General features: G+C 64.2%; 21 protein-coding genes. 9 read left to right on the top strand and 12 right to left on the bottom strand.

The window, feature by feature from the left end; translation table 11 throughout:
* Positions 1 to 431: 431 nt before the first annotated feature.
* Positions 432 to 695, bottom strand: coding sequence for a 30S ribosomal protein S20 (gene rpsT / locus DIZ22_RS21570; protein ID WP_010335635.1), 264 nt, complete (start codon positions 693 to 695; stop codon positions 432 to 434).
* 117 nt (positions 696 to 812) lie between these two features.
* Positions 813 to 1,625, bottom strand: a complete 813-nt coding sequence (gene mutM / locus DIZ22_RS21565) for a bifunctional DNA-formamidopyrimidine glycosylase/DNA-(apurinic or apyrimidinic site) lyase (protein ID WP_010335634.1) — start codon at positions 1,623 to 1,625, stop codon at positions 813 to 815.
* A 180-nt stretch (positions 1,626 to 1,805) separates the two neighbouring features.
* On the opposite strand from mutM, the gene DIZ22_RS21560 reads away from it, so the two are divergent.
* Entirely contained in the window at positions 1,806 to 2,537 is a 732-nt protein-coding gene (locus DIZ22_RS21560; protein ID WP_010335632.1) for a class I SAM-dependent methyltransferase, read from the top strand.
* A 7-nt stretch (positions 2,538 to 2,544) separates the two neighbouring features.
* Positions 2,545 to 4,086, top strand: coding sequence for a 2-polyprenylphenol 6-hydroxylase (gene ubiB / locus DIZ22_RS21555; protein ID WP_048936406.1), 1,542 nt, complete (start codon positions 2,545 to 2,547; stop codon positions 4,084 to 4,086).
* Positions 4,087 to 4,096: 10 nt separating this feature from the next.
* Here ubiB and DIZ22_RS21550 read toward each other — a convergent pair whose 3' ends face one another.
* A complete protein-coding gene (locus tag DIZ22_RS21550) occupies positions 4,097 to 5,029 on the bottom strand; it encodes a hypothetical protein (protein ID WP_048936405.1) in 933 nt (310 codons plus the stop codon).
* 97 nt (positions 5,030 to 5,126) lie between these two features.
* On the opposite strand from DIZ22_RS21550, the gene coaBC reads away from it, so the two are divergent.
* From coaBC to DIZ22_RS21525, 5 genes are read left to right on the top strand one after another with little or no spacing between them, the layout of a single operon-like run.
* Complete coding sequence (gene coaBC / locus DIZ22_RS21545; RefSeq protein WP_048936404.1) at positions 5,127 to 6,371, top strand: bifunctional phosphopantothenoylcysteine decarboxylase/phosphopantothenate--cysteine ligase CoaBC; 1,245 nt, start codon at positions 5,127 to 5,129, stop codon at positions 6,369 to 6,371.
* Positions 6,346 to 6,801, top strand: coding sequence for a dUTP diphosphatase (gene dut / locus DIZ22_RS21540; RefSeq protein WP_048936403.1), 456 nt, complete (start codon positions 6,346 to 6,348; stop codon positions 6,799 to 6,801). Before coaBC ends, dut begins: the two co-directional genes overlap by 26 nt.
* 5 nt (positions 6,802 to 6,806) lie before the next feature.
* Positions 6,807 to 7,211, top strand: a complete 405-nt coding sequence (locus tag DIZ22_RS21535) for a hypothetical protein (RefSeq protein WP_048936461.1) — start codon at positions 6,807 to 6,809, stop codon at positions 7,209 to 7,211.
* Entirely contained in the window at positions 7,208 to 7,975 is a 768-nt protein-coding gene (locus DIZ22_RS21530; RefSeq protein ID WP_048936402.1) for a HesA/MoeB/ThiF family protein, read from the top strand. Before DIZ22_RS21535 ends, DIZ22_RS21530 begins: the two co-directional genes overlap by 4 nt.
* Positions 7,963 to 8,328: a DsrE/DsrF/DrsH-like family protein gene (locus DIZ22_RS21525; RefSeq protein ID WP_170978397.1), complete on the top strand. Its 366-nt coding sequence runs from the start codon at positions 7,963 to 7,965 to the stop codon at positions 8,326 to 8,328. The genes DIZ22_RS21530 and DIZ22_RS21525 overlap by 13 nt, the downstream gene beginning before the upstream one ends.
* Before the next feature lies 1 nt (position 8,329).
* On the opposite strand, the gene DIZ22_RS21520 is transcribed toward DIZ22_RS21525, so the two are convergent.
* From DIZ22_RS21520 to DIZ22_RS21510, 3 genes are all read right to left on the bottom strand, one after another.
* A complete protein-coding gene (locus tag DIZ22_RS21520; protein ID WP_004208912.1) occupies positions 8,330 to 8,521 on the bottom strand; it encodes a helix-turn-helix transcriptional regulator in 192 nt (63 codons plus the stop codon).
* Positions 8,518 to 9,105: a hypothetical protein gene (locus tag DIZ22_RS21515; RefSeq protein ID WP_048936401.1), complete on the bottom strand. Its 588-nt coding sequence runs from the start codon at positions 9,103 to 9,105 to the stop codon at positions 8,518 to 8,520. The genes DIZ22_RS21520 and DIZ22_RS21515 overlap by 4 nt, the downstream gene beginning before the upstream one ends.
* A gap of 94 nt (positions 9,106 to 9,199) precedes the next feature.
* Entirely contained in the window at positions 9,200 to 9,637 is a 438-nt protein-coding gene (locus tag DIZ22_RS21510; RefSeq protein ID WP_048936400.1) for a biopolymer transporter ExbD, read from the bottom strand.
* A 170-nt stretch (positions 9,638 to 9,807) separates the two neighbouring features.
* On the opposite strand from DIZ22_RS21510, the gene thrS reads away from it, so the two are divergent.
* Entirely contained in the window at positions 9,808 to 11,790 is a 1,983-nt protein-coding gene (thrS, locus tag DIZ22_RS21505; RefSeq protein WP_048936399.1) for a threonine--tRNA ligase, read from the top strand.
* A 127-nt stretch (positions 11,791 to 11,917) separates the two neighbouring features.
* Positions 11,918 to 12,451: a translation initiation factor IF-3 gene (gene infC, locus DIZ22_RS21500; RefSeq protein WP_029547879.1), complete on the top strand. Its 534-nt coding sequence runs from the start codon at positions 11,918 to 11,920 to the stop codon at positions 12,449 to 12,451.
* Between the two features lie 80 nt (positions 12,452 to 12,531).
* Here the strand turns inward: infC and DIZ22_RS21495 are convergent, their stop codons facing one another.
* The 6 genes from DIZ22_RS21495 to DIZ22_RS21470 form a co-directional block, all read right to left on the bottom strand.
* The gene (locus tag DIZ22_RS21495; protein WP_122928739.1) at positions 12,532 to 13,059 is read right to left on the bottom strand and encodes a GNAT family N-acetyltransferase; all 528 of its coding nucleotides are present in this window, start codon (positions 13,057 to 13,059) and stop codon (positions 12,532 to 12,534) included.
* Between the two features lie 37 nt (positions 13,060 to 13,096).
* Positions 13,097 to 14,215 (bottom strand): zinc-binding dehydrogenase, encoded by a 1,119-nt coding sequence (locus tag DIZ22_RS21490; RefSeq protein ID WP_122928736.1) that lies wholly within the window; start codon positions 14,213 to 14,215, stop codon positions 13,097 to 13,099.
* 84 nt (positions 14,216 to 14,299) lie between these two features.
* A complete protein-coding gene (gene msrA / locus DIZ22_RS21485) occupies positions 14,300 to 14,974 on the bottom strand; it encodes a peptide-methionine (S)-S-oxide reductase MsrA (RefSeq protein WP_122928734.1) in 675 nt (224 codons plus the stop codon).
* Positions 14,961 to 15,122 carry a hypothetical protein gene (locus DIZ22_RS21480; protein ID WP_199909680.1) on the bottom strand — a complete coding sequence of 54 codons (162 nt, stop codon included), beginning with the start codon at positions 15,120 to 15,122 and terminating at the stop codon, positions 14,961 to 14,963. The genes msrA and DIZ22_RS21480 overlap by 14 nt, the downstream gene beginning before the upstream one ends.
* A 310-nt stretch (positions 15,123 to 15,432) precedes the next feature.
* Entirely contained in the window at positions 15,433 to 16,635 is a 1,203-nt protein-coding gene (locus tag DIZ22_RS21475; protein ID WP_037515969.1) for a pyridoxal phosphate-dependent aminotransferase, read from the bottom strand.
* Positions 16,636 to 16,820: 185 nt separating this feature from the next.
* A complete protein-coding gene (locus tag DIZ22_RS21470) occupies positions 16,821 to 17,444 on the bottom strand; it encodes an aminotransferase class IV (RefSeq protein WP_004210299.1) in 624 nt (207 codons plus the stop codon).
* Positions 17,445 to 17,453: the final 9 nt, after the last annotated feature.

The raw sequence follows: 17,453 nt of genomic DNA, 5'->3' as shown, positions 1-17,453 counted from the left end.
TGAATGCTGCCCCCAAAATACCAACAAAAATGCCCCTGAGGGCACGACTATCGGACGCAACAAGATGGTTCGGAAAAGCGCCCCCGCCTTTCCGAGTCTGATACATCGACTGACATTATGACGACCGCCAGGAAGTGATTCGATCAGCGGCCGGAGGATCAAAATAGACAGGGCCGCTTCGCCGGATCAAGGGCGGGTCGCTTCAAAAAACTGAAATAAAGACGTTGACTCGGGAATCCCGCGGAAAACTGCAGATTCACAAATTATGGCTATTTTTCAGTGAATTACTTGGCAGCGATTCTGACGATCCGGCTCGAATCGTGAGAAATTCGCGGGTCAGGGAAATGACTATTCCGTGACTCCAGCAGAAAAAGCCCGCTCCGGCGATCCGGAGCGGGCTTTTCAGATAAGCGGGTAGCTTAACGTAAGGCTTAGGCGATCGCGCCGACGGCCTTGGTCAGGCGACCGAACTTACGAGCGGCGGTGTTCTTGTGCAAAACGCCACGGGCAACGCCGCGGGCCAGTTCGGGCTGGACAGTCTGAAGCGCGGTCGCAGCAGCATCCTTGTCACCGGCGAGGATGGCGGCTTCCACCTTCTTCACCAGGGTGCGGATCCGGCTGATGCGGGCGCCATTGATCGCGGCGCGACGCTCATTGCGACGGATGCGCTTCTTGGCTTGCGGCGTATTGGCCATTCTATTCCTCGGTTCTCATCAAATCTCGGGAAGAGGCCCGTCGGATTCGCCAACCAGCCTCGTGAAGGTGCGCCCCTTACAGCTGTTCCGGGGTGTCGTCAACCAGCGAGCCCCCCGCTATTTCTGGCATTTGGGGCAATGGAAGGTCGATCGCCCCCCATCGACTCGGCGTTGCACGGTGCCGCCACAGGGACAAATCTGCCCTTCGCGCCCATAGACTCGCCATTGATTGGAGAAATAGCCCAATTCGCCATCCGGCCGCGCATAATCGCGCAGGGTGGAACCGCCGGCGACGATGGCGGCGGACAGAACGGTACGAATCGCTTCTACCAGCAAAGTGAGTCGGGGCTTCGATATGCGCCCTGCCGCTCGAGTCGGGGCGATGCCCGCCATGTTCAGCGCTTCGCATACATAGATATTGCCCAGCCCCGCGACGATGCGCTGGTCGAGCAGCGCCGCCTTGATCGACGTCGCCTTGCCATCCAGCACCTTCGCCAGATAGGCCGCGTCGAAATCCGGCCCCAATGGCTCCGGCCCCATGCGGGTGAAGGGGGCATAGCCCTGCCAGGCGTCACTGCGCACCAGATCCAGCGAGCCGAAGCGGCGCGGGTCGTTGAGCGAGAGAAGATGCCCGTTGCCCGTCTCCAGCAACAGATGGTCATGCGCCCCGATTTCCGCCGGATCGATTCGCCATCGCCCCGACATGCCGAGGTGGAAAATCATCATGTCGCCGCGATCGGTTTCGATGAGGCCATATTTGGCCCGGCGCGACAGTCCCGTGACGGTGGCGCCGGTCATACGCTGACGCAGGTCCACCGGAATCGGGAAGCGCAGATCGGCGCGGCGTGGCTCGACCCGTGTGAGGGTCGCGCCCTGCAGGACGGATCGCAGGCCGGAAACGGTGGTTTCGACTTCGGGAAGCTCTGGCATGGTCCCTATGTAGGATGCCGGATAGCGGAGCGACAGGGGCGTTTACGCCCAACTCCCAACCCATGCCTTCGCGCCGGATTGGCGCTGAAACTGCGCAATCATACAAGAGCGGGATTCGCCGCATCGCGTAAGCGCGCATAGCGCTTCCATCTGGCACGATCAGGCTCTAGAGCGAACCGCATGAGCGAAACAGCATCCTTCGGCTATCGCGACGTCGATGCCGCCGAGAAGGCCGGCATGGTCCGCGCCGTATTTTCCAATGTCGCCGCCAAATATGACCTGATGAACGACGCCATGTCGGGCGGCGCCCATCGGTTGTGGAAGGATCAGTTCGTCAAGCGCGTGAAGCCGCAGCCGGGCGAACAGATATTGGACATGGCCGGCGGCACCGGTGACATCGCCTTTCGCATGCACAAGCTGGGCGCGCATATCACCGTGTCCGACATCAACCCCGAGATGCTGGCCGTGGGCGTCGAACGGGCACAGAAGAAGGGCTATGAGGGCCTGATCTGGTCGGAGCAGAATGCCGAAACGCTGACCTTTGGCGACCGGGAGTTCGACGCCTATACGATCGCCTTCGGCATCCGGAACGTCACCCATATCGACATGGCGCTGCGTGAGGCGCACCGCGTGCTGAAGTTTGGCGGCCGTTTCTTCTGCCTGGAATTTTCGACCACCACCTGGCCGGGCTTTTCCGATGTCTATGACAGCTATTCGCACAAGCTGGTGCCGCAGTTGGGCAAGCTGTTCGCCAATGATGCCGACAGCTATCGCTATCTGATCGAATCGATCCGCCGCTTCCCGCCCATGCCCAAGTTCGAGGGCATGATCCGCGATGCCGGCTTCGTGAACACCAAGGTCGAGCCGATCCTGGGCGGACTGGTGGCGATTCATTCGGGCTGGAAGATCTGACGCCCGCATGACCACCCACGCGACTCATATCTGGCGGCTCCTGAAATGGGGCCGGACACTTGCACGCCATGGCGCCCTCACTGGCATAGAACGCGATCCGCTGACGCCGACGCCGGTGCGCCGGCTGGTCCGCCTGGCCCGCTTCGGCGCGCGCGTGCCCAAGCAGCCACGCTATGCCGACGCGTTCCAGTCGATCGGCCCGGCCGCGATCAAGCTGGGCCAGACGCTGGCGACCCGCCCCGACCTGGTCGGCGAGGAGGCGGCGAACGACCTGCTGCGCTTACAGGACGCCCTGCCCCCGGTGCCGTTCGAGACGATCCGCGCCCAGATCGAGCAGAGCTTCGGCCGGCCGCTGGAGCAGGTCTATGCCCACTTCGACGAGACACCGGTCGGCGCCGCATCGATCGCACAGGTGCATCGCGCCGTCACCACCGATGGCCGCGACGTGGCGGTCAAGGTGATCCGCCCCGGCGTGATCGATCAGTTCAACCGCGACATCCAGACCTATGAATGGGCCGCCGCCCATGTCGAGATGCTGGGCGGCGAAGTGGCCCGCCTGCGTCCGCGTCTGGTGATCGCCAATATGAAGCGCTGGACCGCGCGGGAGCTGGACCTGCGGCGCGAGGCGGCATCGGCATCGGAACTGGCCGAGGCGATGGAAGCGATGCCGGGCTATCGCATTCCCGCCATCGACTGGGATCGCACGACCGGCAAGGTCATGACGATGGAGTGGATCGACGGCATCAAGATCTCCGATCGCGATGCGCTGATCGCCGCCGGCCATGACCTCAAGGACATCGCCGCGCGGCTGGTCAACGCCTTCCTGCGCCAGGCGATCGCCGAGGGTTTCTTCCACGCGGACATGCATCAGGGCAATTTGTTCGTGAAGGGCAATGGCGACATCGTCGCGATCGATTTCGGCATCATGGGGCGGATCGATCGGCGCGCGCGCATGTGGCTGGCCGAGATTCTCTATGGCCTGATCACCGGCAACTACAAACGCGTCGCCGAAATCCATTTCGAGGCGCAATATGTGCCCGGCCATCATAATGTCGACGAGTTCGCCACCGCCTTGCGCGCCGTGGGCGAGCCGATGCGCGGCAAGCCGGCCAGCGAACTGTCGGTCGGCGGCATGCTGGACGGCCTGTTCGCCATCACCCGCGATTTCGACATGCAGACCCAGCCGCATCTGCTGCTGCTGCAGAAGACGATGGTGATGGTCGAGGGCGTCGCGCATCAGCTCGATCCCGAAATCAACATGTGGGAGACGAGCGGCCCCTATGTGAAGGAATGGCTGCGCACCGAATTGGGGCCGGAAGCCAAGGCGGCCGATGCGCTGATCGAGAATTGGCGCCTGATCCAGCGGCTGCCAGCACTGGTCCGCCGGATCGAGGATGCCTTCCCCGAAAAGGGCGGTGCCCCGCCACCGCTCCCGCTGGGCGACGTAAAGTTGATCCAGGTGGGCGGCGGCTGGCGCTATGGGCTGATCGCGCTGCTGGCCGCGGCGATCGGCGCCGGGGCGATGGCCGCGGCCACGACTTTCCTATGAAGTCACAGGGTTAAGAGCCGGACGGATCATTCTTGTCGTCGTCCGGCCTCTTGCCAAAGCCGCGCATACGCCACACCACCAGCGAAGCCGCAACAATGACGCCTGCTAGCGCCAACAGCCATCCGCGCAGGCTTTCGAGCAGGCCAGTCGTATCCTTGATATCGTCCTTGGCGGTCTGAATCTTCTCGGCCCGGACTTCCCGGTCGGTGACATGGACGCTGACTGCGATCGGCGCGCTCTGATAGAGTTTGAGCCGGGTCGCATGGCCCTCCCCATCCTGGGCGAAAGTCTCGATCCGAACCTGCAATGTCTGATCGCCCGCGCGGGTCGGGGTGACATCCCATTCCCATTGTTCGCTGCCGCTCATCCCCAGATCGCGCTGAGGATCGCCGATCGGCACGATATCAAAGGCGCTGCCGCTAAGCGCGGCGCGCATGTAGCGACCGATACGGATCGGGGACACCTGAACATCGGCCGGACGGCCGCCGGCAGCGCGTATCGTCTCGCTCCGTTCAGCCTGCGCGCCTATGGCCAGCACGACTCGGGTGGCAGCACCGCGCATCATCATGCGCGGTGGATTGAAGGCGGCAACCCCTTGCTCCAACGAATCACGCTGGGCGGCGAGTGCCGCGCAGCGCGCGGCTGGCATGGCTGCGCGCGCGGCGGGGCACCAGGGATCATCCGCCGTACCACCAGCCGCATTGCCCGGCTCAACCGATCCGCCGCCATAAACGGGGCCGCCAGTATCCGGACTGACGGCATTGCCGGGCATGATGTCGGCCGCGTTCATCGCATTGTCGAGCGCATCTTCGGGGATCGCTCCGGGCATGGGGGCCGCCGCATTTTCGACATCGGACGATGCGCTCTCGCCCTGCATCGGCGCGCTGTTGCAACCCGCCAGCCCCAGCATCACCGCCATCGTCAACAGCCGTCCGCCCATCATCCCAGCCCCCAGAGACGAAAATGGAAGACGCATCCTATCATGAATGCCGGCCGGTGCGACGATTGATTCATGCGCGGCCAACGGGCAAGGAAGACATATGACCCAGCGTGTCCTTCTCATCGTCTCCGGCGGCATTGCGGCCTATAAGTCGCTGGAACTGGTGCGCCAGTTGCGCCGGCGCGGCATCGCCGTGCGGGCGGTGCTGACCGAAAGCGCGCAGCAGTTCGTCACGCCGCTGAGCCTGGGCGTGCTGACCGAGGATCATGTCTATGGCGACATGTTCGACCTCAAGGAAGAGCGCGAGATCGGCCATATCCAGCTGTCGCGGCAGGCAGACCTGATCGTCGTCGCACCGGCCACCGCCAATATCCTCGCCAAGATGGCGGCGGGCATCGCCGATGATCTGGCCACCACCATCCTGCTTGCCACCGACAAGCCGGTGCTGGCAGTGCCGGCGATGAATGTGCGCATGTGGCACCACAAGGCGACGCAGCGGAACTTGGCGCAGCTCCATGCCGATGGCGTCCGCATCATGACGCCCGACGATGGCGAGATGGCCTGCGGCGAATATGGCAAGGGCCGGCTGCCCGAGCCCGAAGCGATCGCAGCGGAGATCGGGCGCCTTCTGGCCGCCGCCCCCCTGCCCGATCCGCTGGCGGGCCAACCTGATTTCGCGGGCGCGGATGAGCCGCTGGCCGGGCGCCATATATTGGTGACTGCCGGGCCGACGCATGAGCCGATCGATCCGGTGCGCTACATCGCCAATCGGTCTTCGGGCAAGCAGGGCTTTGCCATCGCCGCCGCTGCCGCCCGCGCTGGGGCGAAGGTGACTTTGGTGGCCGGCCCAGTCCATCTGCCAACACCTGCCAGGGTCACCCGCATCGATGTCGAGACCGCGCGCGAGATGCTGGCGGCGGTCGAGGGCGCGCTGCCCGCCGATGCCGCGATCATGGTCGCGGCCGTTGCCGACTGGCGCACCGCCGACGCGGCCGAGCAGAAACTGAAGAAGGATGGCTCCGGCCAGCCCGCGCCGCTCGCCCTGGTCGAGAATCCCGACATATTGGCGACGCTGGGCCATCATGCCCGCCGCCCCCGCCTGCTGATCGGCTTTGCCGCCGAGACGCAGAAGATCGCCGAACATGCGCAGGCCAAGCTGGCCCGCAAGGGCGCCGACTGGATCGTCGCCAATGATGTGTCGGGCGACGTCATGGGCGGCGACAGCAACAGCGTCCAGATCGTCACATCCACCGGCATCGAAAGCTGGGCCGCCATGGCCAAGAGCGATGTCGCCACCAAACTCATCGAAAAGGTTGCCAATGCCCTCTCCGCTGCCGCCGATTGATATTCAACTCATGCGCCTGCCCAATGGCGAGGGCCTGCCCGTCCCCGCCTATGCGACCGCACATGCCGCCGGCATGGACGTGGTGTCGGCCGAGGAGATCACCCTCAACCCCGGCGATCGCCATCCGGTCGCGACCGGTTTCGCGCTGGCGATTCCCGAAGGCTATGAGATTCAGGTGCGGCCGCGGTCCGGCCTGGCGCTCAAGCATGGCATCACCCTGCCCAACGCTCCCGGCACGATCGACGCCGATTATCGCGGTGAACTCAAGGTGCTGCTGATCAACCATGGCGCCGATCCCTTCCCGATCAAGCGGGGCGATCGCATCGCACAACTGGTGGTTGCGCCGGTTCAGCTTGCGAGCTTCGTCGAGGTCGATATGCTCGACGATACCGTCCGCGGAATGGGCGGCTTCGGTTCTACGGGAGTATGACCATCATGATGACCCCGCTGCTTTCGCTGATGCTTGCCGCCGCCACACCGCAGGCGCTGCCCGCCATGCCCCAGGATCTGAGCGAAGTGCCGGTGATCGAGGGCTGGCAGGGTCGCAAGGTGTCGCCCAAATGGTCGGAGAATGTTCACACTCTCTACCGCAAGGCATCGTGCAGCGGCGCGGTCAATTATGAAGGCTCGCAACTGCTGGAACTGGATGTGCTGTTCCTGCTCGACGGTCAGGGCCGGCCGCTGAAGATCGCGCCGGTCAATGTCCGCTGCCCGGATGTCGAAACATTCGTGAGCAAGCGCATCCTCGGCACGCTCAAGGGCAGCTTCCCCAAGACCGGCACCGACGAACCGGTCTGGATGCGCTCGCAGGTGCGCTTCCTCTGGTCGGACGCCTCGTGACGCTGACCGACGATCAACTGGAGCGCTATGCGCGCCATATCGTGCTGAAGGAAATTGGCGGCGCCGGCCAGGCGCGGCTGCTGTCGGCCGATGTGGCGGTGATCGGCGCGGGCGGCATCGGTAGCCCGGCCATTCTTTATCTGGCGGCCGCCGGCGTCGGCACGATCCGGGTGATCGACGATGACGCCGTCGCCCTGTCCAATCTGCAGCGGCAGGTGCTGTTCGGCACCGCCGAGATCGGCACGCCCAAGGCGGAAGCGGCGATGGCGGCGGTCGCCCGGATCAATCCCGACATCAAGCTGATCCCGATCAATGCGCGGATCGACGCGGACAATGCCGCCATGCTGCTGCGCGAGGCCGATGTCGTGCTGGACGGGTGCGACAGTTTCGCCACCCGGCTGGTGGTCGCCGATGCCGCGCAAGCGCTGCGCATGCCGCTGGTGTCGGCGGCGGTCGGCCCGTTCGAGGGGCAGCTCGCCACCTATCGCGGCTGGGAGACGGACAAGCCCTGTTATCGCTGCCTGGTCGGCAGCCCGGTCGATGCGCCCGAGCGCAATTGTTCGGAAACCGGTGTGATCGGCGCGCTGACCGGGGTGATGGGCAGTCTGGCCGCGCTGGAGGTGATCCGGGCGCTGGTGCCGTTCGGCACCGACATGGCGGGGCAGTTGCTGATCGCGGACCTGCTGGCGATGCGTTTCCGCACGCTGGGCGTGCCCAAGGATCCGGCCTGCCCCGGCTGTGCGGCGGAACTGTGCGCGCCCTGAGGATCGTCGTCATGACGGCCGATGCGGAGCGGCTGCGTGGCGCATTGGTGCTGGCCACGGCGCAGGCGGCATTGGGCGGCGAGGCCAGCCTGTTCCTGCAACTGGATGCCGTGGGCCTATTAGCACGTCCAATGGCTGCACCACAGGATGATGCGCACCACGCGGCAGGCTTGCCTACGCTCTCCGAATTGGTGAACGAAGCGCTGGACATGGACGTCGCCATGATCGCCTGCCAGAGCGGCCTTGCACTATCTGGGCTGTCCGCCGACAGCCTGCCCAAAGGTGTAGAGGTCGGCGGCCCACTCTCCTTCCTGCAACAGATGGACTCAGAAGCCCGGCTGCTGATCGCCTGAATCAGTCGCGCAGGAAGATATCCTCGATCTTCAAACCGAACAGGTCGGCGATGCGGAAGGCGAGCGGGAGCGAGGGGTCATATTTGCCCGTCTCGATCGCGTTGACGCTCTGGCGCGAGATGCCGAGCTGGGCGGCGAGATCGCTCTGGTTCCAGTCGCGCTCCGCCCGCAATATCTTGAGCCGGTTCTTCATGCGCGGCCGCCGGGCAGGATCGGCGCCAGCAACAGGCCCAAATTCCACAGGATGAAGGCGGCATAGGCGGGCGCATGGGGGGCAAGGCCGGAACCTTCGAGCAGGCCCCAGACAGTGGTGATCACCAGCATGAAACCGGCCGCGATCAGCGCGCGCCGGGCATGGACCATACGCAGATATTCGTCGCTCTCCTCCACCAGAAGGCGTCCCATCGCCCAGATGAAGCCGATCAGCGGCGGCGCCGGCAGCAAGGCGACGAGCACGGCCAGGACGCCCGCCGGATGCCATTCGCGCTGGATGGTGATGGCCGCGACCACGGTGACGATATTGGCGATCATCAGCGGCACGACCCGGCCGATATAGCGGGCGATCGCCGATCCGGGCACGCCGCGCGCCAGCCGCATCGCTTCCCAGATCAGCCAGCCCAGCGCCAGCAGGCCCGGCACCATCAGCGGCAATTTGCCGTTGCCGCTGATGGTGAAGATGTTGGCGGCGACGGCAGCGGCCACCATCAGCACCGTGAACAGCGCGGCGGCAGCGCAGATGCGCCAGGGAAAGGGGTGAATGGGTTCCGGGGCGATCATGACTCGTGCCTCCTGCTCTGAAAGGGTCAAGCGTCCTTTACAGAAACAGGAAGCAACGAGTCAACTTACCTTTACATTTTATCGCGTATCCTTGTCAGAACTGGCCATAGCGCTCATTGCCGACAAAGCCGAGCTTGGTGACGCCGGAACGGCGGATGTCGGCCAGGGTCTGGTCGACCACCAGATAGCGGGCGGCGGCGTCGGGCTGGAATTGCAGTTCCGGTTCGACCGGCATGGCGAGCGTCTGAGCGAGATAGCGGCGCAGCGTCAGGGCATCGACCGCATTGCCGTTCCAGCGGACCACGCCCGATGCGTCGATCGTCACCTTGTTCTTGATCGGATCGGGTTGGGGCAGGCTGGTATCGACCGGCGCCTGGGGCAGGTTGATACCCACGCTGTGGGTCTGGATCGGGATGGTGATGATGAACATGATCAGCAGCACGAGCATGACGTCGATCAGCGGCGTCGTGTTCATCTCGCCCATCGGCGCGTCATCCTGCGCGCCACGGGATTTTGCAAAGCTCAAAGCCATAAGTCCCTCCTGCGCTGATAATGATATATCAGCACATAAAACATGCGCCCATGGGTGACTCTTGGCAAGAGGGCTTCTATTGACAGGGCAGACCGCCCATTTATGGGGAAGGCGCGGCTTTTTGGGCCGTGCAACCTGAACATTTCACAGAAAGACCCCCCGTGTCCGCCATGCTCAAGATCACCCTGCCCGATGGTTCCGTGCGTGAAGTCGCGCCCGGCACTACCCCGGCGGATATTGCAGCGGCGATCGGGCCGGGCCTGGCCAAGGCGGCGATCGCTGCGAAGGTCGACGGCGAGTTGCGCGACATCATGCGCCCGCTGGAACAGGATTCGCAGCTGGCGCTGGTGACGGCGAAGGACGAGGCCGACGCGCTGGAACTGGCGCGCCACGATTTCGCCCATGTGCTGGCCGAAGCGGTGCAGGCGCTGTTCCCCGGCACGCAGATCACCTTCGGCCCGGCGACCGACGATGGTTTCTATTATGACTTCGCGCCCAAGGATCGCCCCTTTGCCGAGGAAGACCTGCCCGCGATCGAGGCGGAGATGCGCAAGATCATCGCCGCCAACAAGCCGCTGCGCCGCGAAGTCATCGCCCGCGACACGCTGATCGCCCAGTGGGAAGCGGCCGGCGAGACGTTCAAGGCGCAATGGGCCGCCGAGCTGCCGCAGGGCGAGGAACTGACCGTCTATCATAGTGGTGACGGCTGGTACGACATGTGCCGCGGCCCGCATCTGGCCTCCACCGGCAAGCTGGACCCGGCCGCGTTCAAGCTGACCCGCGTGTCGGGCGCTTACTGGCGCGGCGACCAGAAGAACGCGATGCTGAGCCGCATCTATGGCACCGGCTGGCTCAACAAGAAGCAGCTCAACGAGCATCTGACGCGGCTGGAAGAGGCCGGCAAGCGCGACCATCGCAAGCTGGGCGCGGAGATGGACCTGTTCCACCTGCAGCAGGAAGCGCATGGCAGCGTCTTCTGGCACCCCAAGGGCTATCTGATCTGGCGCGAGCTGGAAGCCTATATGCGCCGCGCGATCGACGATGCGGGCTATCGCGAGGTGAAGACCCCGCAGGTGATGGACGCGCGCCAGTGGGAGCAGTCCGGCCATTGGGGCAAATATCGCGAGAATATGTTCGTCATCCCCGACGAAGTGCCGAATGTGGCGGACGAAGGCCCGCTGGTGTCGGACGATGTCGACTGGATGGCCCTGAAGCCGATGAACTGCCCGGCGCACATCCTGATCTTCAAGCAGGGGATCAAGAGCTATCGCGACCTGCCCTTGCGCTTCTACGAAAATGGCTGCTGCCACCGCAACGAGCCGCATGGCGCGCTGCATGGCCTGATGCGGGTACGCCAGTTCACCCAGGACGACGCCCATATCTTCTGCCGCGAGGACCAGATCGTCGAGGAAGTGCGCGCCTTCTGTGCGCTGGCCGACCGGATCTACCGGGATTTCGGCTTCACCTACTCGATCAAGCTGGCGCTGCGCCCGGAAAAGCGCTTCGGCACCGAGGAAATGTGGGACAAGGCGGAAGAGGAACTGCGCAACGCGGTCGCCGCCGCCGGCCTCAACACGCCCGAATATGGCTGGGAAGAACTGCCCGGCGAAGGCGCCTTCTATGCGCCCAAGCTGGAATGGCACCTGACCGACGCGATCGGCCGCACCTGGCAGGTCGGCACGATCCAGTCGGACCGCGTGCTGCCCGAGCGGCTGGACGCTTCCTACATTGCCGAGGATGGCGAGCGTCATCGGCCGGTGATGCTGCACCGCGCGATCTTCGGCAGCTATGAGCGGTTCATCGGCATCCTGATCGAACATTATGCCGGCAAGTTCCCGCTGTGGCTGGCGCCGGTGCAGGCGGTGGTCGCGACGATCGTGTCGGATGCGGATACGTATGCACTGGACGTGGTCGAGAAGCTGCGCGCCGCTGGCATTCGCGCGGAAGCCGACGTGCGCAACGAGAAGATCAACTATAAGGTACGCGAACATTCGCTGGGCAAGGTGCCCAACCTGCTGGTCGTCGGCCGGCGCGAGGCGGAAGAAGGCACGGTCGCGCTGCGCGAACTGGGCAAGGATGGCCAGACCATGCTTTCGCTGAGCGAAGTGATTGCGCGCCTTGAAAAAGAAGGTCGCGCACCCGATATGGGTTGAGGCAGCAATGCCACAGGGTGCGTGATTCCGTTACGACGGAGGCACGCACCCCTTTCGGTTTTGTAGAAAAGCCGCTAAGAGCCACTCGGTTTTAATAGACTCAGGAGAAGCTGCTATACGTCCCCCGATGATGCGCCGCCCACTGGCGCCGCCGCCGAAGTCCGGCCCCCGGTATAACGAATTCATCACCGTGCCCAAGGTGCGCGTGATCGATGACGAAGGCGAAAATTTGGGCGTGATGTTTACGCAGGAGGCGATTGAGCAGGCCGCCGACGTTGGCCTGGACCTGGTCGAAGTGTCGCCCAACGCCGATCCGCCAGTCTGTAAGTTCCTGGACATCGGCAAGTTCAAGTACGAAGCCCAGAAGAAGGCGAACATCGCCCGCAAGACCCAGAAGACGCAGGAACTCAAAGAGATCAAGATGCGTCCGAACATCGACGATCATGATTATGATACGAAGATGAAGAAGGTCCATGATTTCATCGGCGATGGCGACAAGGTGAAGATCACCCTGCGCTTCCGCGGCCGCGAACTCAGCCACCAGCAGCTCGGCATGAACCTGCTGCAGCGCGTGGCGGAAAATGTCGCCGAGATCGCCAAGGTCGAAGCCTATCCGCGCATGGAAGGCCGCCAGATGCTGATGGTTCTTTCGCCGAAATAAATGGCGCCGCGACATTGAAGAACATGCGTATCGGGCGGGGTCTGGCGACAGACTCCGCCCGATACGCATTTGAGCGCGACTTAGTCGATCAACGACGTGTCGGGCGTGGCGCGTGCATCCAACGCCAGTTGCAGGAAGGCCAGGTCAAGCCACCGGCCAAATTTCATGCCGACCTGCGGCAGCAGGCCGACCTGGGTGAAGCCCAGTTGCTCGTGCAACCGGATCGACCCGATATTGCCGGCCTCGATGCCGGCGACCATGACATGCTTGCCGATCGCGCGGGCGCGATCGATCAGGGCGAGCATCAGCGCCTTGCCGATTCCCGCCCCGCGCTGATCGGCGCGGACATAGACCGAATGTTCGACCGTGTTGCGATAGCCATCCCAGGCGCGCCAGTCGCCAAAGGAGGCATAGCCAAACACGTCGCCCAGCGCATCGACCGCGACCAGCACCGGATAGCCCTGCCCCTGCCGCTCCGCCAGCCAGGCGCGGCGATTGGCAGCGTCGACCTGATGATCGTTCCAGATCGCCGTCGTGTTGACGACCGCGTCATTATAGATGGCCGCGATGGCCGGCGCATCGGCCGGGCCGGCATCCCGAATGGTCATTGGCGCAGGTCACTCCTTGATGGGTTCATATAAGGGCTCAGGCGGCGTTCGGCACGATCAGATATTTCTCGCCGGTGCGGCGGGCATTATAGGCCAGCACCGCGTCGCGCGTCAGCGCCTCGCGGAGCGACAGGCGCGCCTTATAGTGGCTGGCGAAGAGGCCGGTGAGATTGGCGCGGACGCGGGCGCGCATCCGCTCCCCCGTGTCCGCCCCCGCCTGCGCCAGGAAAGGCGTCAGCAGCCAGCCGCCGACCCGCCAGCTGAAGCCGAAGCTGCGCGTCAGCAGGGTTGGCGACAGGTCTAGGGCGCCATAGATATAGGCCTGCTTCATGGTGGCGGAGCCATAGCGGCTATAGGCAGCGCCCGCACTCGCCACCTGTTCCATCGCGCCCAATATCCGGCTGACCAGCGATCCGCCGCCAATCGCGTCAAAGGCGATGGTCGCCCCCGTTTCGCTCAGAGCGGCGACCAGCAGTTCGGCAAAATCATCGGCCGTGCTGTCGAGCACATGGCGCGCGCCCAGATCGCGCAGCAGCGCAACCTGCGCCGGGCTGCGGACGATATTGACCAGCGGGATGTCGTCCGCCTGGCAGATTTTGACGAGCATCTGGCCAAGGTTGGAGGCCGCCGCAGTATGGACCAGCGCCTTGTGCCCCTCTGCCCGCATGGTTTCGACAAAGCCGAGCGCAGTCATCGGATTGACGAAGGCCGATGCCCCCTGCTCCGCCGTGGCGCCATCCGGCAAGACCATGCAGGCGCGCGCATCGACCAGCCGATATTGGGCATACATGCCGCCCGGCACACAGGTGACGCGCTTGCCGAGCAGCGCTTGCGCCTCCGGCGCTTCGCCCGCTGCGATCACCGTGCCCGCCCCTTCATTGCCGACCGGCATCGCTTCGCCCAGGCGCGAGGCCATGGCGCGCATCGCTGCCTCGGGCATCTGCGCCACCAGATAGCCATCGCCATATTCGGCATGGTCGACATCGGCCGACCCCAGCAGAAACCCGAGATCGGATGGATTGATCGGCGCCGCCTCGACCCGCAGCACGACCTGAGATCCGGTCGGCGCTGGCAGGGTCTGCTCTGCCAGCGATACGGTCAGTCGGCCATCGGGCGCGAGGGTCGAAAGAATTTGCAGACCGGTGATGTCGGACATGAGGAGGCTCCCTTGGCGGCGATGACATTGCGGCGATGAAAGGGGCTTAGCCTGCCACGCCGCCATCGGCCAGCATCGGCGCGATCAGGCGGCGGGGACCGCGCGGTAGAGCGTGGGATACATGGCGCGGAATGCCTTGAGCTTGGGCATGTCCCAGCGCTGGATATAGGGATGATAGGGATAGCGGGCCATGAAGTCCTGATGATCGGCTCCGGCATCCTGGAAGCCGGTGAAGGGCTCCACCTTGGTCACGATCGGGTCGCGCCACAGCTCGGCCTTCTGCAACTGTATGAGATAGGCGCTCGCTGCCTTGTCCTGCTCTGGATTGAGCGGGAAGAGCGCGCTGCGATATTGGGTGCCGCTGTCGGGCCGCTGATAATTGAGCGTGGTGGGATCGGTGATGACCGAGAAGAAGATGCGCAGCAGCGTGCCGTAGCTGACGATCTTCGGATCATAGGTGACCCGGACCGACTCGGCGAAGCCGGTATCGCCGCCGCTGACCATGTCATAATCGACCTTGCGGTCGCGCGGGCCGCCGGCGAACCCCGCCACGACGAGCCTGACGCCCTTCACATGGGAAAAGACGCCCTCGACACCCCAATAGCAGCCGCCCGCGAAGATCGCGGTTTCCAGCGACCGGGTCGGCTGCGCATCCAGCGCCGGAATCGGCGCGGGGACGGCAGGTTCGGCATGCAATGGGGAAGACGCGGCGGCGAGCGCCGCAAGGGGGAGTAGGAAAAGGCCCTTAGAACGCCGCACTGCCGACAGGGGTCGCGGTCGACGCGATCGCGGTCGAGGTCAGCGCCGGCGGCTCATTATTGGGCTGAAGCGCGAACATTGCGACCGCCCCGATGGCAAAGCCACCCAGGAAGCGGAAGAACAGTTCGGATTTCAAAAACGCCAACATGGCCAAGCCTTTCTGTCGCGATATCTTCGCGATCGTCGCCCGGTAGGACATTGCGCCTTGCCCCTGTCTGAACATGATCGCGCCGGACAGCGGCTTTCGACCAAGGACGGGAGCGGAGCGACGAAATGCCACCGCACATAAGTTTCTTTACGCAACGGGCATATAGCGCCTGCGGCGTCAATCACAAGACGCTGCAGTGCGAAAAAGACCGTTTCATTTTTTGAGACAATGGAAAAATCCGGCCGCGATAGACAGTATCGCGACCGGATTTTCAAGAGCTTATTGCAGGCCGACGATCATCGGCCGGCGCTTATTTCAGCGCTGCGCAGGCTTCCTGGATGCGCACGCAGGCGGTCTTGAGCACCTCTTCCGAGGTCGCATAGCTGATGCGGAAGGCCGGCGAGAGGCCGAAGGCAGCGCCATGGACGGCCGCGACCTTCGCTTCGTCGAGGAAATAGCCGATCAGCGCTTCGTCGCTGTCGATCAGTTGGCCCTTGGGCGTCACCTTGCCGATCACGCCGCTGGCGTCGGGATAGACATAGAAGGCGCCTTCAGGCGTCGGGCAGTCGAGGCCCGGCGCGTCGTTCAGCATGGCGACGACCATGTCGCGGCGCTTCTTGAAGGCGGCATTGCGCTCTTCCAGGAAATCCTGCGGGCCGGTCAGCGCGGCCACGGCGGCGGCCTGGCTGATCGAGCAGGGGTTGCTGGTCGACTGCGACTGCAGCTTGCCCATGGCCTTGATGATCCATTCAGGGCCACCGGCGAAACCGATGCGCCAGCCGGTCATCGAGAAGGCCTTGGAGCAGCCATTGACCGTCAGGGTGCGGTCATAAAGGTCCGGGCACACCTGGGCGATGGTGGCGAAGGGGGTCGGCGCGTACCAGACATGCTCATACATGTCGTCGGTCATCACCAGCACATGCGGGTGACGCAGCAGCACCTCGCCCAGCGCCTTGAGTTCGGTCGCCGAATAGGCGGCGCCCGACGGGTTGGACGGCGAATTGAGCATCACCCACTTGGTGCGCGGGGTGATCGCGGCGTCGAGCTGGGCCGGGGTGATCTTGTAGCCCTGGCTGGCCGGGCCTTCGATGAACACCGGCGTGCCGCCGGCAAAGTTCACGATGTCGGGATAGCTGACCCAATAGGGTGCCGGGATGATGACTTCATCGCCCACGTCGACGGTGGCGACCAGCGCGTTGAACAGGGTGTGCTTGCCGCCCGAGTTCACGCTGATCTGGCTGCGCTTGTAGATCAGGCCATTGTCGCGCTTGAACTTGAAGGCCACGGCTTCCTTGACGTCGGCAGTGCCGTCGACATCGGTATAGCGGGTCAGATTCTTGCGAATGGCCTCGATCCCCGCCTCTTTCACGAAATCGGGCGTGTCGAAATCAGGTTCGCCGGCCGAAAGACCAATGACGTCCACGCCTTCGGCTTTAAGGGCATTCACGCGCGCGCTCATCGCCAGGGTGGCGGAGGGCTGGATGCGACCGAGGGCTGCGGAAGTCTGGCTCATGGCAATGATCTTTCTCCAGAGCGATGCCCAGACGGACAAAAGCGTCCGCGTTCGACGGCATCGCGACAAAAAATAATATTATCTCCTTGCCTGCCGCGCAGGCAGACGCGGCGGTCCTTAGTGCGCAAAGGACGCCGGAGCAACCGCCAGTTGCCGGTTATTGGCTTGTGCGCGTCCTAGGAAAACTATCGGACCAGCGAGGCCGCGACCATCCCGCGCGACGCATTGCCGATGAAGAAGCCGCGTTCCAGATCATGGATGCGCAGATCCCCCTCCACCGCCTCGCCCATGTCGAGCAGGCTCTGGCGCAGGATTCCGCGCAGCAGCCCGCGCGAGGCCGGCGGCGTCACCAGCTTGTCGCCCCGCTCGACGAAGATGGAGGAGAAGCAGCCTTCGGTCAGATAGCCCTGCTCATCGGTCATCAGCACCTCATAGGTGCCGCCGCGCTGCAGCGCGTCGCGATAGAGGGAGCGGTCGGTGGTCTTGTGCTCCAGCCGGGGATCCGTGGCGGCGGCGAGCCGGGGCACGACCTTCACCTGCATGATCGCCTTGGGCCAGGTGCGATGTTCGCGCACCTCGATCGACACCGAGCCCTGGCGCGACACCAGCAACCGCACGCGGCTGAGTTCGCGCAGGCGGAAGGTTGCGGCCTGAAGCTCGTTGCGCACGCTGTGGCGGTCGAAGGCGAAACCCAGCGCCTGCGCGCTGTCCTTCAGCCGGCCAAGATGCAGTTCCAGCAGACGCACGCCTTCATGCGGATCGAAGGCCATGGTCTCGAGCAGATCATATCGTCCGTCAGCCACCGACATCGAACCTAT

Source organism: Sphingobium sp. LF-16, from assembly GCF_003711185.1.
GTDB classification, from domain to species: domain Bacteria; phylum Pseudomonadota; class Alphaproteobacteria; order Sphingomonadales; family Sphingomonadaceae; genus Sphingobium; species Sphingobium yanoikuyae_A.
The sequence above is the reverse complement of the archived record's forward strand: the minus strand, read 5'-3'. Positions and strand labels throughout refer to the sequence as shown.

What these genes read in the sequence shown, in the direction of transcription:
- DIZ22_RS21490 (WP_122928736.1), bottom strand. Translation starts at nt 14,215, where the DNA reads ATGTCCGACATCACCGGTCTGCAAATTCTTTCGACCCTCGCGCCCGAT.
- DIZ22_RS21495 (WP_122928739.1), bottom strand. Translation starts at nt 13,059, where the DNA reads ATGACCATTCGGGATGCCGGCCCGGCCGATGCGCCGGCCATCGCGGCC.
- DIZ22_RS21475 (WP_037515969.1), bottom strand. Translation starts at nt 16,635, where the DNA reads ATGAGCCAGACTTCCGCAGCCCTCGGTCGCATCCAGCCCTCCGCCACC.
- coaBC (WP_048936404.1), top strand. Translation starts at nt 5,127, where the DNA reads ATGACCCAGCGTGTCCTTCTCATCGTCTCCGGCGGCATTGCGGCCTAT.
- thrS (WP_048936399.1), top strand. Translation starts at nt 9,808, where the DNA reads ATGCTCAAGATCACCCTGCCCGATGGTTCCGTGCGTGAAGTCGCGCCC.
- DIZ22_RS21560 (WP_010335632.1), top strand. Translation starts at nt 1,806, where the DNA reads ATGAGCGAAACAGCATCCTTCGGCTATCGCGACGTCGATGCCGCCGAG.
- rpsT (WP_010335635.1), bottom strand. Translation starts at nt 695, where the DNA reads ATGGCCAATACGCCGCAAGCCAAGAAGCGCATCCGTCGCAATGAGCGT.
- DIZ22_RS21510 (WP_048936400.1), bottom strand. Translation starts at nt 9,637, where the DNA reads ATGGCTTTGAGCTTTGCAAAATCCCGTGGCGCGCAGGATGACGCGCCG.
- dut (WP_048936403.1), top strand. Translation starts at nt 6,346, where the DNA reads ATGCCCTCTCCGCTGCCGCCGATTGATATTCAACTCATGCGCCTGCCC.
- ubiB (WP_048936406.1), top strand. Translation starts at nt 2,545, where the DNA reads ATGACCACCCACGCGACTCATATCTGGCGGCTCCTGAAATGGGGCCGG.
- DIZ22_RS21520 (WP_004208912.1), bottom strand. Translation starts at nt 8,521, where the DNA reads ATGAAGAACCGGCTCAAGATATTGCGGGCGGAGCGCGACTGGAACCAG.
- infC (WP_029547879.1), top strand. Translation starts at nt 11,918, where the DNA reads ATGATGCGCCGCCCACTGGCGCCGCCGCCGAAGTCCGGCCCCCGGTAT.
- DIZ22_RS21515 (WP_048936401.1), bottom strand. Translation starts at nt 9,105, where the DNA reads ATGATCGCCCCGGAACCCATTCACCCCTTTCCCTGGCGCATCTGCGCT.
- DIZ22_RS21480 (WP_199909680.1), bottom strand. Translation starts at nt 15,122, where the DNA reads ATGTTGGCGTTTTTGAAATCCGAACTGTTCTTCCGCTTCCTGGGTGGC.
- DIZ22_RS21535 (WP_048936461.1), top strand. Translation starts at nt 6,807, where the DNA reads ATGATGACCCCGCTGCTTTCGCTGATGCTTGCCGCCGCCACACCGCAG.
- mutM (WP_010335634.1), bottom strand. Translation starts at nt 1,625, where the DNA reads ATGCCAGAGCTTCCCGAAGTCGAAACCACCGTTTCCGGCCTGCGATCC.
- DIZ22_RS21550 (WP_048936405.1), bottom strand. Translation starts at nt 5,029, where the DNA reads ATGATGGGCGGACGGCTGTTGACGATGGCGGTGATGCTGGGGCTGGCG.
- DIZ22_RS21470 (WP_004210299.1), bottom strand. Translation starts at nt 17,444, where the DNA reads ATGTCGGTGGCTGACGGACGATATGATCTGCTCGAGACCATGGCCTTC.